This window comes from Flavobacterium sp. (assembly GCF_044368625.1).
GTDB lineage: Bacteria > Bacteroidota > Bacteroidia > Flavobacteriales > Flavobacteriaceae > Flavobacterium.
Window position 1 is genome coordinate 1 of the sequence record NZ_JBIPPD010000052.1, and the last position, 16,716, is coordinate 16,716.

Consider the following 16,716-nt stretch of genomic DNA (forward strand, 5'->3'; position numbering starts at 1 on the left):
ACTAATGAAAAAATTAAACAAGTAGAATTATCAATTAATAACAGACCTATTAGAAAATTCAATTATCTTAGTCCAATTGAAACTCTAAATAATAAGTTTGTTGCACTTATGAATTGAACACAGCAATAATAAAGAAGTCTCCATTTTTTAGTTGCTATATTTATACAATTGCTAAAAGATGGGGAAGATGAATTTAAAAAAAATCGGATTAATCGTTGTTGGAGTCGTTGTGTTTCTTATTGTTGTAACAATTGGTTTGAATTGGTGGATTAATGTAAAATTACCTCAGTTGATTTCCGAAAAAAATGAAACACCGTACCACATTCAATCAAAAAGACTGGAAATTTCGTTGTTTTCGAAAACAATTGAGGCAAGCGGAATCACCATTGCGCCAAAAGAACGAGCCCAAGACAGTCTGTCAAAGAACGGCATTTTTGCTTCTGTCGAGAACCTAAAAATGGATCATTTTGCACTAGTTCCACTCTTGTTTGGCAACAAAATTGAAGCTTCGTCCATAACCGTTTCTGGCGCAAAAATTACTCTTTTTAAAAACAATGATCAAGCCGTTACTTCTGCACAAAATATTGGATCCTCCGTTGTAGCGCCTTTTCAAAAAATCATTAAAGTGGAAAATGTGTATCTAGAAAAGGGTAGTTTTTTTATCGTTAATTTAAAGAATAACAAAACTCTTTTCGATGCACAAAATGTAAGTGTTCAATTGGACGATATTGCTATTTCCGAACAAACCTTGGTACAGAAAATTCCTTTTAATTATAAAAAATATGCCATTAATTGCGACGGTCTTTTTTATTTAACAGCCGATGGATATCGAATTCAAATAGCTCAAATCCAAACTACTAATACAGGAATGAACCTAAAACGGTTTTCGATGGTACCGCAATTGAGTCGTCGAGAATTTGTCAATCAATTGCCGAAAGAAAAAGATGTATTCGAACTAAAAGCCGAAAAAATGGAGGTCAAGGATATGGATTGGGGATTTAATGCAGAAGTATTATTTTTTAAAACCAGTAAAATTTCCATCAATCAAGCAGATGCTTTGATTTACAGAAGCAAAATTCCAAAAGATGATTTGTCCATAAAACCTTTGTATAATAAATTACTTCGAGAATTGCCCTTTGATTTGAAGGTAGATACCTTGGCAATTGTCGATTCAAAACTGGTGTACGAAGAAGAAAAAAGTTTTGATAAAGGTGCAGGTCGTTTGGAGTTTACCGATTTTAATATGGTGGCAACACATTTAACTAGCGGTTTTAAAAAAACAAAACAGACCGATGTTGTCATTACTATAGATTGCAAATTTATGAACCGTTCCCCGATGCGGATCGATTGGCGTTTTAATGTCATGGACAAAAAGGACAGTTTTACAATTAAAGGCAGGATTTTGAATTTTGAAACTGGTACATTAGCTGTGTTCACGAAGCCGTATCTCAATGCAACTACTACCGGAACTTTTGACCAAGTGTACTTTAATTTTTCTGGAAATGATGATTTCGCAAGTGGTGATTTTGCACTAAAATTTAGTGGTTTGGAAGTACAATTGTATCAAAAGAAAAACCTTGAGAAAGTAAGCAAGTTAAAGTCGTGGATAGGAAATTTGTTGCTCAAAGATGATTCTGATGGGGAATTACTCGAACGTGAAGTGACTGTTGAACGAATTAAAGAGAAGTCGTTTTACAATTATTTTTGGCTTTGTATTGCAGAAGGAATAAAGAAAACGGTTTTATAAAAAAAATGGTTCTTTCGAATTTGAAAGAACCATTTCTACATTTAACTAAACCAAAAAAACCTTATTTTTTAATCAATTTTATCGAAGATTGATTGTTGTTTTCATCAATAACTTTAACAAGATACATCCCTGGATTTAAACCGTCAATGGAGTAGGAGTAACTACTATCGAATGCTCCTTTAAATTGTTGTACCAATTGCCCCGTCAAGTTGTAAATCACTACTTCTTTAGCATTGGTATTGATGTAAAATGTACCGTTTGTTGGATTGGGTTGCAACGCTATTTTATTTTTTTCAAAAGTATTTTGAGAAAGTTGCGTTTGTTTATTTCCATACACTTTAAATCCACCTGGTTCAATAGTAATATTCTGGTTGGTTGCGTTTACAGTAACTACAGAGTTATCCATCAAGTCGTACCACGTACCAACATATGGGAAACCTCCAGCTGTATTTAAAGTATTGTCAGAAAAGTTGGTTCTAACAAAAACATAACTTAAGTCAGTAGTTGGGCTTGTACTGGTCCAAACGTCTAATCTTGGGCTACCTGTTACAGATAAATTAAAAGAATGTTGTCCGTTTTCAAATACATTTTCGGTTTTCTTTAAGTCAATTAATTTTGCCCATTGATTGTAAACATTCATTCTTGCAGGATCTGACATCCAATTTTCCGTCCATTGAGGTTGTGGCTTAGTGTCTAATTTACATCCATCATTAAATTGAACGGTTCCGTTGCTACAAGTAAAGATAGACTCGTCCCAACCTAAATCTCCAAAATGCCATATCATCTTTGGGCCAGGAACTAAAAACAACATAGACCCCATTGCAGGTAATCGCTGTAGTACTTTTGATAAATTGCCAAATGTTTGATTAGCACCTCCGTCGTTGAGGGCCTTGTACACGATTCTTTCTTCGTCATGGCTTTCTGCATATCCTACAAATCGATGAGAAGCATCGGCTACGCCATTTAAATCGGCATAATTTCCTTTTACAAGATCTGCATAGGGGTCGGTCATTTTTCGCCATTGCATAATTCCTTTTTGTTCTGCGGTTTGCGTTGGGAATGGTGCAGGGGGTGAAAAATTCGCCCACTCTACTTCTTCAGCTGCAGAACCTCCCGTACCAAGATGTTCGAAAATAACGTAAGAGTTAGGATCGGCTGCCCATTGGTTTTGAGCATACCATTTCATTTTAGCAACTCGATCTGCTTGGTATCCGTTGGTACAACTTTCATTATTTGCTGTACATGCATTGGTGAAACCTTTGGTTAGATCCCAACGGTATCCGTCAATTTTAAATTCTTGAATCCAATATTGGATTGTTCTAAGCGAATACGTGTTTGCTAAGTTACCACCTGGGCCTGTTTCTCTAAAGTGATTGATGTCACTTCCTACATTGTAAGAATGTCTAGGAGTCAAATTGATGTAAGGATTTTCGCTTGTTGTTCGCTCTCCATTTAAATTTGTGTTTGCCCATCCGTCGTTATCTGGATCCAACATCCACATTCTCTCTAGAGGTGAACGTCCAAAAACATGATTTAAAGCCAAATCTAAAACAACTGCAATACCGTTTTGGTGACATAAATCAACAAATTCTTTAAGTTTAACGGGTGGTCCATAACGCTTGTCCAATGCCATGTGGAATGAGGTGTTGTAGCCCCAACTCATGTTGCCTTCAAACTCCATAACGGGCATTATTTTTATTGCATTGATTTTAAGATTTTTGAAATAATCCATTTTATCAATTAAGTCTTGGTATGTTCTTGTAGCATCAAAATCTCTTACCAATACTTCGTAAAACACTAAATCTTTCTTTTTTGGTTTTACAAAATTGGTTGTGGCTTCGCTCCAATTGTAAGAAAATAAGTTGTTTGGACCTGTTTGTAATACTGTTACCTCTCTTTCTTGTCCTGGAGCAATCGCTGTATATACTGGAAGTCCTGGAAAAACACCTAAGTTAATAATTTCAGGGTCATCAAAAGGCGATAGTACTAGGGTCGAAAATGGATCTGCCGTTTTTACAATTGCAGGGGAATTTAATGGAACGTTTACTACATCACAAACCCAATATTGATAGGCATAAATTTGACCAGGTGTTAATCCTGTTAATTCTACCCAATATTTTGTTGATCCAGGAGCGGTATCTCGTTTCATAGCATGGGTAGCGTTTGGTTGCCAGTTGTTAAAGCTTCCTGCAACGTATACAAAACTTTTTAATGGTGCATTTAAAACGAGCGTTGCTTTTGTAGCATCTGTAGGATTGTAATTGATTCCGTCTACCAACCCGGCTGGCATGGCGCCTGAAACTGTTCCGGGATTGACTATTACCGAAAATCTGCCAGTAAAAGTTGTTACACCTTGCGTTACTCGTAATTCGTAGTTTTTATTTACGGTTACGTTGGTATCCGTGAATGAATAAGAAGAAGTTGTTTGGGTATTTATTGGAGTTGAAGCTCCATTAACAAATAATTGATACGTTGCACTACCGTTGGTGTTATTTGCACTCACTGTAACATTCGATCCGCTTGTGATGATAGAACTGCTATTTAGCATTGGAGCAGTTAAGTTGTATTGAAAAGCACCCACTGGAATAAACGCGTCTGCAGTTTGAATGCTAGCGTCTGCACTTCTAAAAATAATACAGATTTGGGTAATCGAATTGGTATTAGCTACTCCAAAATAGGTAAACAAATCGGGTGAAATTGTTAAGGTAGAAGTAGTACTGTTTACAGTAGTCATCGCTGGTTGGATATTATTGCCCCAAACCGGACTTCCTTTAATGTTTTGCCATTGTACACCATTTACTGTAACTCCTACATATGCATAAATTACTCCCGTATAGGCGGCAAGTGGAGTTCCGGTCTTATTGAAAGTAATGGTGGCAGGCTGATTTGCTAGTACTGGTGTCGGCGATGTGGTAATTTGTCCAAACGACATAATACTACAAAAAAGCATTAGCACTGCGATATGGAATTTGTTTTTCATAACATTTAAGTATAAAATGGACTGAGAATTTCTTCTCAGTCCATTGATAATTTTTTTTAATTCTTTTTTAAAGGTTAATCAACTGTAATTACCTTGGTATTTGTATTTACGGTAAATCTTCTCACTTGGTTCGGACCTGTGTATTTAAAATTGGAATCACCATCATTAGCATTTACTAACTCAGAATCAATAGTGTAACCATCGTTAGCGAAAGAGGGATAATTTCTGTTTGGAGACCCCCAACTGTCGCCACCGTCATTGGCCAACCAAATTCTAAAATTACCATCTCCTGCTGGATTGAATCTAATAATTGCTTGATAAACTCCTGGAGCTACAAGTCCTAATTCTGACTCATTACTTCCTGTCCAAGACCAACCTCCTGGTGTTGCTTGTCCCACTAACCAGTAGGAGTTGGCAGCTGTTGCTCCCTGAAATGCTGTAATTGCTTTTGTGTTTTCATTAATTTTTACTCGGTGTACTCCTGGGGTTCCAATGAATTTAAAGTTGCTGTCACCATCATTGGCATTTTCAAGGTTAGAGGATATTTTAAAGCCTTCGTTTAAATAATAGGGATAGTTTCTTCCAGAGCTCCAATCGCCTTGGATTGTAAAGAAGCGAAATGCATCATTTGCTAACGTTGTGGTTACTGTTAATACATTGTTATCACAAATTAAGCTGAGCGGTGAATCCCAATTCCAACCTGCAGAAGGAATTCCTGCTCCTACAGCATATTGGTTTAAACATCCAAAGGCAGTAACTAAATATACAATCGAATTGGAATATACTGGTTGTGATCCTTCTGTTCCTGATGTAGATTTAATTCTAACATTAATTGCTGTTTGTACAAAAGGAACTGCACCAGCCATTAAGCATTTTAAATTGAAATCGGTAGTTTGAAATGATGCAAAAAGTTCAGTAGTTGTGCCTAAATCAATTGGTTCTGCAAAATCAGTACCGTCTTTAGCAATTTGAACCGTGTAACTAATCACTGAGGGAGTTGTGTAATCCATAGGATTCCATGTTAATGAAATACCTGGATTCGAAGGAGTTGCTTCAGAAAGAATAATTGAATCACCGTTTAAAGGAGTTTTTATCAAAAATGTTTCGGTTGTTGGTTCTGATATTAGTAAATTATTTTCATCTGTGCAAGAAGATAAACCAACAAAAGCAATAAATGCAATAAGTATTTTAAAAGTATTTTTCATTTTTATATTTTTATGAGTAGTTAATAACCTGAATTTTGAATTAAATTTGGATTGGCATTAATTGTATTTGGATGTAAAGGATACAATTTTAGGTTTGCAGGAATAGACACTCCGTTTGTTGCATTTCCTTTCCAAGCCCATACATAATTTCCACCAGTGAATTTTCCGAAACGAATCAAATCTTGTCTTCTATGGCCTTCCCAGTGTAATTCTCTAGCTCTTTCGTCGATCAAAAAATCTAGTGTTACTTGGCCAGCTGTTACATTTGCAAAGTTTCCATCGTTTGCTCGTTCTCTTAAAGCATTAATATATCCTAAAGATGTATTATCCGCATTTGCTGTTGAATTACCATTGTTTGCGCCATCTTTTCTCATTTGTGCCTCAGCATACATCAAGTAAAAATCAGCAAGTCGAAACAACGGGAAATCCGTATCTACAAAAGTGGAGTTTTGACCTGCAAGACCTGTGGAAGTTCGGTTAGACCATTTCGCTAAAATATAACCTTGCGCTTGAATAGCAATATTGGCAATATCGATTGGTCGTCCTGCAGATATAATTGTTTTTCTTGAATCAAAATCAAAATCGGATCCGTTGAATTTTTGGACAAACTGTTTGCGAAGACGCAATGCACCACCCCAACCATTCACACCATATAATGCTTGTCCATTTCCTTCGATTGAACCTACTTGACCGTTACACATTACAGTTGTAGCACCATAATTTTGCGTATAAAGTCCGTCCGACTGAATAGCATAAATTAACTCATTTGAGGTGTTGTTGTCGGCTTTAAAATTATCTAAGTAATTTTGTTTTAAAGTATAGCCCGCATTGATGATATTAGAACACATAGTCATGCACTCCTCATTTCGTGGAGTACCCGTATATACAGTTGAATTTAGGTACAATTTAGAAAGTATGGCCCAAGCAAATGCTTTATCTAAACGACCACCTTCATTTGTTCGTGCATCTTTTAGCGATGGTAAAACGGCTAACAATTCAGACTCGATATGATTGAACAATTCTGCCCCTTCTAGTTGAGGTCCTCTAAAGTTGATTGGATCATTCTCCGTTACTAAAGTGGCTTTCCCAAAAAGATCTAGCAAGTGATAGTAAGCTAAACATTTTAAAGCAACCACTTCTGCTCTGTAAAAGCCAATTTCTTGAATTGTGGCAGCATCGGTAACGCCTCTTGAACTTAATTTTTCAGATGTGGTTTGGCGAAGAAATTCGTTAGATAATGCTACTTGAACCATAGCTCTACTGAACATACCAAGGAAAATAGGATTATCACCATTCCAAATATTTCTCTGAATTTCTCTAACTCCAGGATCTCCAGAACCTTCATACGACCAGATTGCTTCATCTGTTGGAAGCTCTTGCATGTACCACACACAACGTGAGTATTGACTTGTACCTGCGTCGATGCCTTTTAATAGTGAAGATCCAGGCCCGTCTGTTCCCGTCAAGGAAAGATTACCGTAAACGCCAGCAACCCCTTTCTTATAGGCATCAGGTTGGGCAAAAAAGTCTTCCGACAAGAAATCGTCGTCATCTTCCGGCGTAACATTTAAGTCATTGGTACACGATTGGGTAAGTGCTACCATTAGACTTAAAAACAATATAAATTTAATTTTTTTCATAATTATATATTTTTAGAATTTAATATTAGCTCCAAATAAAAGACTTCTTTGTCTTGGATAAATTGTTTTATCAATACCACCTGTAATTTCTGGATCTAAACCGCTGTAATCGGTTAGCACAAATGCATTTTGAACACCCGTAAACAATCGTACTGATGCTTTTCCTTCTAACCATTTTGGAAATGTATAACCTAGGGTAATATTGTCCATTCTCAAGAAAGAGGCGTTTTCAACATATAAATCAGAGGTTAGCGTATTGGTCGTGTTTTCAAAATTGGTATTTAATAGAGACACTGGTGCATTTGCTGCTGCAAGAGTCCCTGAAGGTTGCATTCTAGCAAACACCGCTCTGTTTGAGTTGACATTATTATATACTCTGTTTCCAAAACTGGCTCTCATATTGAAAGAAAAATCAATATTTTTATAATTCATACTTGTAGCAAATCCCAATAATAAATCCGGATCGGTATTGTTGTAAATGTACCTGTCGCTTGTATTAATAATTCCATCGGCGTTTAAATCGGCATAAGCGCCTTCAATTGCTTTGCCAGAAGAATCATACAATTGCTTGTACACATAAAAAGAGCTAGGAGTAAAACCAGATTGATTCACGAGAATGTTAGCGCCTGTACCGCCATCAATCCCGCCTAATTCAATTCGATCAAATGGTTCTACTTCTTCAATTTTACGTTGGAACGTCGTGGCATTAAAATTAACATTCCAATTAAATCCAGTTCCTTCATTCTGAACTACATCAGCATTTACATTTAATTCCAAACCTCTTGTACTGAATGAGCCAATATTTTGGAAACTTGAATTTGTAAAATTCGATCCATCAGCATTTGGTGCATCAAATAACAAATCTTCAGATAGTTTGTAAAATGCGTCAAGCGAACCCGATATTCTATTATTCAATAATCCAAAATCAAGCCCTGCATTGTAGGTAGTGGTTTCTTCCCACTTAATGGCTGTTCTTGCAGTAGGAACACCCACAGGGTAAGCAACTCCACCAATGATGTATTGCGATACTCCACCACCTTGTACATATCTCTCTAAATATCCATAACGTTCGTTGCCAGTATCTTGCTGACCTGTAATACCATAACCCACTCTAAGTTTCAAATCAGAAATGGTGTTGTTTTCTTTCAAAAAGTCCTCGTTGATCTTCCAAGCAAAGGATGCAGCAGGAAAATTACCCCAACGATTATTTTCTGCAAATCGTGACGAACCATCTCTTCTGAATGCTAAAGTCAACAGGTATTTGCTATTGTATGTAAAGTTGGCACGAGCAAAATAGCCAATTAACACTATATCCGGATCGATTGTAGTTTCAGGAAAATTAACGGGTAAGTTAGGGTCTTTAATGTTTCCTTTATCAAATCGCTCTTTTTCAAATTTTTGATACGAGTAACCTCCAGTCAAATCTAAATTAAGTTTGCCAAATTCTTTGTTGTAATTAAAATACCCATCAAACAATTTATTAGTTAGGGTTTCCTCTGCATATTCGTTGTTGCCTAAAATTTCATTTTGATTACTAAAAGCAATTGCACTCGTATTTCCAATTTGTTTTTCTCTTACACCTTTAGATTGATCATATCCTAAATTGGCAACAAAACGCAATTCGGGTAAAAAGTGGAGTTTGTAATCCACTTCAAAATTCCCAAAAATTCTATTGCTTCTACCTAAGTCTCTTGTTTGAAGTAATTCAGAAACTGGGTTTCTTGCCACATTCGGAGTTAAGGCATCTACTGTAAGTGTGTTCAAGTCAGTGTTTCTATATTCAAAGAAACCTCCAAACTGCGATGCTGCATCATAAACCGGTTGAGTCGGGTCAAATGATAAAGCACTTCCTTCAACACCTGCTGCAAATCTATTTTTTTCGTTAGTGAAATTTGCATTTACTTTTATTTTCAAATGGTCTTTGAATAAGCTTGGTGCTAATGCTACAGATGCAGTACTTCTGTTAAAGTTGTTGGTCAATCTTAGACCTTCTTGATACGTGTTTCCAATCGTAACTCGAGAAGGGATAGCGCCAAATAAATTTCCTTTAACAGACAAACTGTTGTCAACAAAATCAGTTCTTTGATAAATTTCATCTTGCCAGTTGGTGTTTGCAGTTCCTAAAGTAGGTACTAATTCTGGAAATTTATCAGTAATGATTTGTCTAAATTGATCGGCACCGAAAACATCAATTGTTTTAACTAATTTACCTGAGCCATACTGGAAATTATAGTCCACACTTAGTTGTTTTCCTCCTTTTTTAGTAGTAATTAAAATTACCCCGTTTGAAGCTCGTGAGCCATAAATAGCAGTTGCGGAGGCATCTTTTAAAACGGTAATCGATTCAACCGTGTTTGGGTTCAAGGACGCTAAAAAGGAAGTAGAACCAGCAATTGTAGTATTGGAAATGGGTAATCCATCTATTACAATTAAAGGATCGTTTGAAGCATTTAAAGATGCACCACCTCTAATTCTAATTTCAGATCCAGAACCTGGAGCTCCACTTGTGTTTACCGTTACCCCTGCAATTCGACCGTTTAATAGGTTTTCGGTAGTAACATTTGCACCCTTATTAAATTCTTTGGCATCCAATACGGATAGAGATCCTGTAGCGTCTTTTTTCTTTACGCTACCATAACCAATAACGACAACCTCATTCAATTGAGCAGAATCTTCTTCCAAGCTGATTGAAATAGTTTTTTGTGCCTCATAGACTAACGAATATTCTTTAAATCCGATGTAAGTAAAAACGATCACATCGCCTTTATTTACTTTCAAACTAAATTTTCCGTCAAAATCAGTCGAAGTACCATTTTGAGTCCCTTGGACTACCACGTTTACACCCGGAAGTGGTTGGTTTGAAACTTTGTCCATAACCGTTCCTGTCAAAGTACTCTGAGCCAGAATACTAAGAGGAAATAGCAGTACTAAAAGTAACAACTTATTGTAAATTGTTTTCATACATTTTGTTTAGGTTAAAATTGTGTTTTTTACGTTGATTTTATTGCTTTTAATCTTACTTCGAATGTTAAATTTATGTAAATAATTCAGTAAAAAAAATTCGTTTTCCGAAACAGCTTCCCGAAAACGTTTTCGTGTTGAAAAGTTTACGATTTTAACACGTTTTACTCGTAATTTTTCCGATAAAGAAAAAGATTTTCTATCTTTATTGTCAATTAAAAAAATGAGCTGATTTTTATGAAACGAAAAGTAACACTTAAACAAATCGCAAAGGAATTAGATGTCTCTATTTCAACCGTTTCGAAATCCTTACGGGACAGTCCCGAAATTAGCGAAGACACTCGATTAAAAGTGCAAGCTTTTGCCAAATTGTACAACTACAAACCCAATCTAATTGCGTTAAGTCTGAAAAACAGAAAAACCAAAACCATTGGCATTATTATTCCCGAAATTGTACACCATTTTTTTGCTACGGTAATAAGTGGTATCGAACATGTGGCCAATGAAAAAGGCTATAACGTTATTGTAACACTTTCTGACGAATCTTTTGACAAAGAAGTAATTAACATGGAAATGTTGGCCAATGGAAGTATCGACGGATTCATCATGTCGCTTTCAAAAGAGACACAATTTCGCAGGGATTTTCATCACATTATTGAGGTGATTAATCAAGGAATGCCGGTAGTAATGTTTGATCGTGTAACCAACGATATTTCGTGTGATAAAGTGATTATTGACGATCAGTTAGCAGCTTTTGAAGCGGTTCAAAGATTAATTGAAGCGGGGTATAAAAATATTGCACTTATTACAACCGTCGATTACGTGAGTGTGGGTAAATTACGAACCGACGGTTATATCAAAGCTTTGAAAATAAATAATAGGGCAATTGATCCCGATTTGATTTTGAAAATTGAAGATATTGACAATTGTACGGATCAAATTGAACAACTGATTCGGAACAATAAAATCGATGCCATCTTTGCTGTAAATGAACTTTTTGCCGTTACAGCAATTAAAGAAGCCAAAGCGCAAGGTATCAACGTCCCAGAAGAAATGGCAATTATTGGCTTTACCGATGGTATTATTTCGAAATATTCGTCGCCAAGTATTACCACCGTAGGTCAAAACGGGATCAAAATGGGTAATAAAGCGGCTCAAATGCTTATCGATCGACTCGAGACCGAACTCGAAGAAGAGGAGCATTATCGAACGGAAGTAATCGAAACCCAACTTGTAATTCGAGAATCTACGCCAACGTTGTAGTTTTAATAATAAATTGATTTTCAATATTTTAATTTTTAGAAATTTTCTATTTCTTGGCTTCAAAATTTTTTTCATTTTAAAACGTTCAATTAAAAACTTTTATATATTTACACCATCGTTATCAATGCTTGTAGTTTTACTTCGAAACAAAATTAAAGTTTGATAAGTCGAAATACTTATCGTAAATCAATTCAATACGATAATGGAAAAACGTAAATTAGGTTTTTGGGAAATTTGGAACATGAGTTTCGGTTTTCTAGGAATACAAATGGGTTTTGCACTTCAAAATGCCAACGCAAGTAGAATTTTACAAATTTTTGGTGCCGATGTTCACGAACTCTCGTGGTTCTGGATGATAGCGCCTTTGATGGGGTTAATTGTCCAACCCATTATTGGTCATTACAGCGACAATACTTGGGGAAATTTTGGAAGAAGAAAACCCTACTTTCTTGTTGGGGCCGTTTTAGCTTCTGTTGGGTTAATCTTGATGCCACAAGCCGAAATTTTTATTGCATTTCTACCAGCTCTTTGGGTTGGTGCTGGAATGTTAATGATAATGGATGCTTCTTTCAATGTGGCAATGGAACCCTTTCGAGCTTTAGTTGGCGATAATCTTCGAGCCGATCAACATACACTTGGTTTCAGCGTTCAAACTGCATTAATTGGTATTGGTGCTGTAGTAGGTTCGTGGTTGCCGTATGTTTTAAACAACTGGTTTGGAGTTAGTAATTTGGCAACAGAATCTTCCGCAATTCCTGACAATTTAATTTACTCTTTTATCATTGGAGCATTGGTGCTTGTTGTATCAATTTTGATTACAATCTTCACAACGAAAGAATATTCTCCAGAAGAATTAGCAAAATTTAGTGACGAAAAAGTGCATCAAGAAGCAATGGGAGGACCTGCTAAAGAAGCAAAACTTTCTGATATTTTTACTGATTTTGCCAAAATGCCCGAAACCATGCGGCAATTAAGTTGGGTCCAATTTTTCTCGTGGTTTGGACTTTTCGGAATGTGGGTTTTTTCAACTCCTGCAATTGCACAACACATTTATGGACTTGACATGAACGATACCAAAAGCCCCGAGTATCAATCCGCTGGTGATTGGGTTGGGATTATTTTTGGAGTTTACAACCTCGTTTCGGCAATTGTAGCATTTGTACTTCCTTACATTGCAAAAAAAATTGGAAGAAGAAAAACACATGCTCTTTCTCTAGTTTTAGGAGGGATTGGTTTGATATCAATGTATTTTATGCCAAACAAGGAAGCTTTAATTTTTTCGATGATTCTTGTAGGTTTCGCTTGGGCAAGTATTTTGGCAATGCCGTACGCGATTTTAGCGGGCTCTATCCAGCCTAAGAAAATGGGGGTTTACATGGGGATTTTTAATTTCTTTATTGTAATTCCACAAATAATAAATGCTTTAATTGGTGGTCCACTTGTGAAATATGTTTACAACGACCATGCAATTTATGCTATAGTAATGAGTGGAATTAGTTTCCTAATCGCTGCATTTTTAGTAATTAAAGTTAAAGACAAAGTAGATATTATATAAATGAGTAAAAAAGTATTCATATTCGACCTCGACGGCGTAATCGTTGACACGGCCAAGTATCATTTTCTGGCGTGGCAAAAACTGGCTCAGGAATTGGGAATCGAATTTACACCCGAACACAACGAAGAGTTAAAAGGAGTAAGCCGCGTTCGTTCCTTAGATATTATTCTGAATCTTGGAAACATTCAAGCTACACAAGAAGAAAAAGACAAATGGCTTAAAGATAAAAATGAACTTTATTTATCCTATTTGGTGGATATGGATCAAAGCGAACTTTTGCCAGGTGTAGTTGCCGTTTTGAAATTTTTGAAAGCCAATAATCAGTTGATTGCACTGGGTTCTGCCAGTAAAAATGCACGACCGATTTTAGAGAAAACAAACATTATTCACTATTTCGATGCGATTGTAGATGGGAATGATGTTTCAAATGCCAAACCTGATCCAGAAGTTTTTCTCAGAGCGTGCCAGTTGGTTGGAGTTGCTCCAGAAGATTCAATCGTTTTTGAAGATTCGGTTGCTGGAATTCAAGCGGCAAATACCGCTAAGATGAAAAGTATCGGAATTGGAGAAAAGGAAATTTTGCACGAAGCAGAATATATTTTTTCTGATTTTACCATGATTAATGAACAGTTTATCAAGTCGCTAATGAATTAGACAATTAGTTAATTTTGATAATTGAGTCGATCAGAAAATGAGTGAATATTTAATGAATTCAATGAGAAAATGGCTAATGACCCAATGCTCAAACTACCCAATGTTCAAATGCTCAAATTACTCAATTACCTAATTATTTAATTATCCAATTACCTAATTAAAAAATTATGAACCAAGATTATATCATACCAAATAGTTGGTCAATTATCGAAGAAGGATTTGACACCGAAAGAGTAAAATCGTCCGAAAGTTTGTTTAGTATCGGAAACGGTGCGATGGGACAACGGGCTAATTTCGAAGAGAATTATGCAGCCGAAACTTTCCAGGGAAGTTATATCGCTGGAATTTATTATCCCGACAAAACCAAAGTGGGTTGGTGGAAAAACGGTTATCCTGAATATTTTGCCAAAGTATTAAACGCTCCTAATTGGATCGGGATTGAAATCGAAATCAACGGAGAAAATTTTGATTTGTCTAAATGTAAATCGGTTTCGAATTTCAAGCGGGAATTGAATATGAATGAGGGTGTGTACCACCGCTCTTTTGAAGCTGTTTTGCAAAATGGTATTCAAATTTCTGCTAAAATTACGCGCTTTCTTTCGCTCGATTTCGACGAATTGGGAGTTATTAATTATGAAATTACCCCTTTAAATGGTGATGCAAAAATCGTTTTTAAGCCATATGTTGATGCCAGAGTACATAATGAGGATGCCAATTGGGAAGAAAAATTCTGGGAACCGCTTGACGTAAATTATTCCGGAAATGAAGCTTTTGTAACGGCAAGAACCTTCAAAACGCATTTTACGGCAACGACTTTTATGCAAAATAGTATTTTGTTGAATGGAAATTCAGTACAACAAAATCCATCAGATGTTCAGGTTACATCTGATAAAGTTCAGTTTTCGTACGAACTACAAGTAGGAATATCTGAAACGGTTTCTTTTCAAAAATTAGGAGGTTACACGGTTTCTTTGAACCATGAAAATACGCAAACTGCCGCTCAAAATGTCATTGCCGAAGGTTTGAAATTAGGGTATGCCCATTTATTGGAAAACCAAAAACGAGCTTGGGCTAAAATTTGGGAAATGTCAGATATTACCATTGACGGCGATGTCAAAGCACAACAAGGTATTCGTTTTAATATTTTTCAACTAAATCAAACGTATTTAGGAAAAGATTCTCGTTTAAATATTGGCCCAAAAGGATTTACTGGCGAAAAATACGGTGGTTCGACTTATTGGGATACGGAGGCGTATTGCATCCCGTTTTACATGGCAACAAAGGACCAGCAAGTGGCCAGAAATTTGTTGACGTATCGATACAATCATTTGGAAAAAGCCATTGAAAATGCAGCCAAATTGGGTTTTACCAATGGAGCAGCTTTGTACCCAATGGTTACGATGAACGGCGAAGAATGCCACAACGAATGGGAAATTACATTTGAAGAAATCCATCGAAATGGTGCGATCGCTTTTGCTATTTTTAATTACTACAGGTTTACAGGAGATTATAGTTACATTCCCGAAAAAGGATTGGAAGTTTTAATTGGTATTGCTCGTTTTTGGCACCAAAGAGCTACTTTTTCTACCCATAAAAATCAGTTTGTGATTCTAGGAGTTACAGGTCCAAATGAATATGAAAACAATGTAAATAATAATTTTTACACGAATTATTTAGCCAAATGGTGTATTGATTACACATTGGAGCAAATTGAAAAAGTAGAAAATGACTATGCTTCCGATTATTCGAGAATAATGGCTAAAGTCAATTTGGATAAAGGCGAAATGGTTCAATGGAAAAAAGTAGCCGATAAAATGTACCTCCCTTTTTCAGACGAGCACGATGTTTATTTGCAACAAGACGGTTTCTTGGACAAGGAACTGGTAAAAGTACATGATTTGGATAAAAGCCAACGTCCAATCAATCAAAAATGGTCGTGGGATCGAATTCTACGTTCGCCTTATATCAAGCAAGCCGATGTTTTACAAGGGTTTTATTTCTTCGAGGATCATTTTTCAAAAGACCAATTGGAGAAACATTTTGACTTTTACGAACCCTTTACCGTTCACGAATCGTCGCTTTCGCCCTGTGTTCATTCGATTCAAGCAGCAGGTTTGGGGAGAATGGAACAAGCATATACTTTTTATTTACGAACTTCTAGATTGGATCTGGACGACTATAATAAAGAAGTGGAAGAAGGTTGCCACATTACCAGTATGGCCGGGACTTGGATGAGTATCGTGGAAGGTTTTGGTGGAATGCGTGTTAAAAATGACGCGCTGCATTTTGAGCCAAAAATTCCAGAACAATGGGAAGGCTATTCATTCAAAATTAATTTTAGAAATCAAATTTTGCAAGTCTCTGTCAATGCACACGAGACTAAATTTGCTCTGGAAGGATCAAAAGAATTAACCGTTTTTGTAAATGGGAATGCGGTTTTGGTGGAGCCGAATCATTTGGTTACGGTTTAAGAAATTCAACATTAAGGAGTTAAGTTTTTTACATTAAGGTCATTAAGAGTTTCTTTTTGTAGAAACTTAATTCTCTAAATGAAGAGCCTTAACTTCTTAATGTTTAGACAAAAAAAGAAATTCAACATTAAGGAGTTAAGTTTTTTACATTAAGGTTATTAAGAGTTTCTTTTTGTAGAAACTTAATTCTCTAAATGAAGAGCCTTAACTTCTTAATGTTTAGACAAAAAAAGAAATTCA

The 16,716-nt window shown here is 36.1% G+C and carries 9 protein-coding genes; 5 read left to right on the forward strand and 4 right to left on the reverse strand.

Features of this window, described 5'->3' with window-relative positions; genetic code table 11:
• Nucleotides 1-187 precede the first annotated feature (187 nt).
• Nucleotides 188-1,747 (forward strand): hypothetical protein, encoded by a 1,560-nt coding sequence (locus ACIQ2X_RS05990; RefSeq protein ID WP_396178016.1) that lies wholly within the window; start codon nt 188-190, stop codon nt 1,745-1,747.
• A 61-nt stretch (nt 1,748-1,808) separates the two neighbouring features.
• On the opposite strand, the gene ACIQ2X_RS05995 is transcribed toward ACIQ2X_RS05990, so the two are convergent.
• The 4 genes from ACIQ2X_RS05995 to ACIQ2X_RS06010 form a co-directional block, all read right to left on the reverse strand.
• On the reverse strand, nt 1,809-4,727 hold the full coding sequence (locus ACIQ2X_RS05995; RefSeq protein WP_396178017.1) for an alpha-amylase family glycosyl hydrolase: 2,919 nt from the start codon (nt 4,725-4,727) through the stop codon (nt 1,809-1,811).
• Nucleotides 4,728-4,801: 74 nt separating this feature from the next.
• Nucleotides 4,802-5,932 (reverse strand): SusE domain-containing protein, encoded by a 1,131-nt coding sequence (locus tag ACIQ2X_RS06000; RefSeq protein ID WP_396178018.1) that lies wholly within the window; start codon nt 5,930-5,932, stop codon nt 4,802-4,804.
• Between the two features lie 20 nt (nt 5,933-5,952).
• Nucleotides 5,953-7,572, reverse strand: a complete 1,620-nt coding sequence (locus ACIQ2X_RS06005) for a RagB/SusD family nutrient uptake outer membrane protein (RefSeq protein WP_396178019.1) — start codon at nt 7,570-7,572, stop codon at nt 5,953-5,955.
• A gap of 12 nt (nt 7,573-7,584) precedes the next feature.
• The gene (locus ACIQ2X_RS06010; RefSeq protein WP_396178020.1) at nt 7,585-10,533 is read right to left on the reverse strand and encodes a SusC/RagA family TonB-linked outer membrane protein; all 2,949 of its coding nucleotides are present in this window, start codon (nt 10,531-10,533) and stop codon (nt 7,585-7,587) included.
• Between the two features lie 237 nt (nt 10,534-10,770).
• Here ACIQ2X_RS06010 and ACIQ2X_RS06015 point away from each other — a divergent pair, with 237 nt between their 5' ends.
• The 4 genes from ACIQ2X_RS06015 (at nt 10,771) to ACIQ2X_RS06030 (ending at nt 16,476) form a co-directional block, all read left to right on the forward strand.
• Nucleotides 10,771-11,796, forward strand: coding sequence for a LacI family DNA-binding transcriptional regulator (locus ACIQ2X_RS06015; protein ID WP_396178021.1), 1,026 nt, complete (start codon nt 10,771-10,773; stop codon nt 11,794-11,796).
• A 202-nt stretch (nt 11,797-11,998) separates the two neighbouring features.
• The gene (locus ACIQ2X_RS06020; RefSeq protein WP_396178022.1) at nt 11,999-13,351 is read left to right on the forward strand and encodes an MFS transporter; all 1,353 of its coding nucleotides are present in this window, start codon (nt 11,999-12,001) and stop codon (nt 13,349-13,351) included.
• Nucleotides 13,352-14,005, forward strand: a complete 654-nt coding sequence (gene pgmB, locus ACIQ2X_RS06025; protein ID WP_396178023.1) for a beta-phosphoglucomutase — start codon at nt 13,352-13,354, stop codon at nt 14,003-14,005. It begins immediately after the preceding gene.
• Nucleotides 14,006-14,172: 167 nt separating this feature from the next.
• Nucleotides 14,173-16,476 carry a glycoside hydrolase family 65 protein gene (locus ACIQ2X_RS06030; RefSeq protein WP_396178024.1) on the forward strand — a complete coding sequence of 768 codons (2,304 nt, stop codon included), beginning with the start codon at nt 14,173-14,175 and terminating at the stop codon, nt 16,474-16,476.
• Nucleotides 16,477-16,716: the final 240 nt, after the last annotated feature.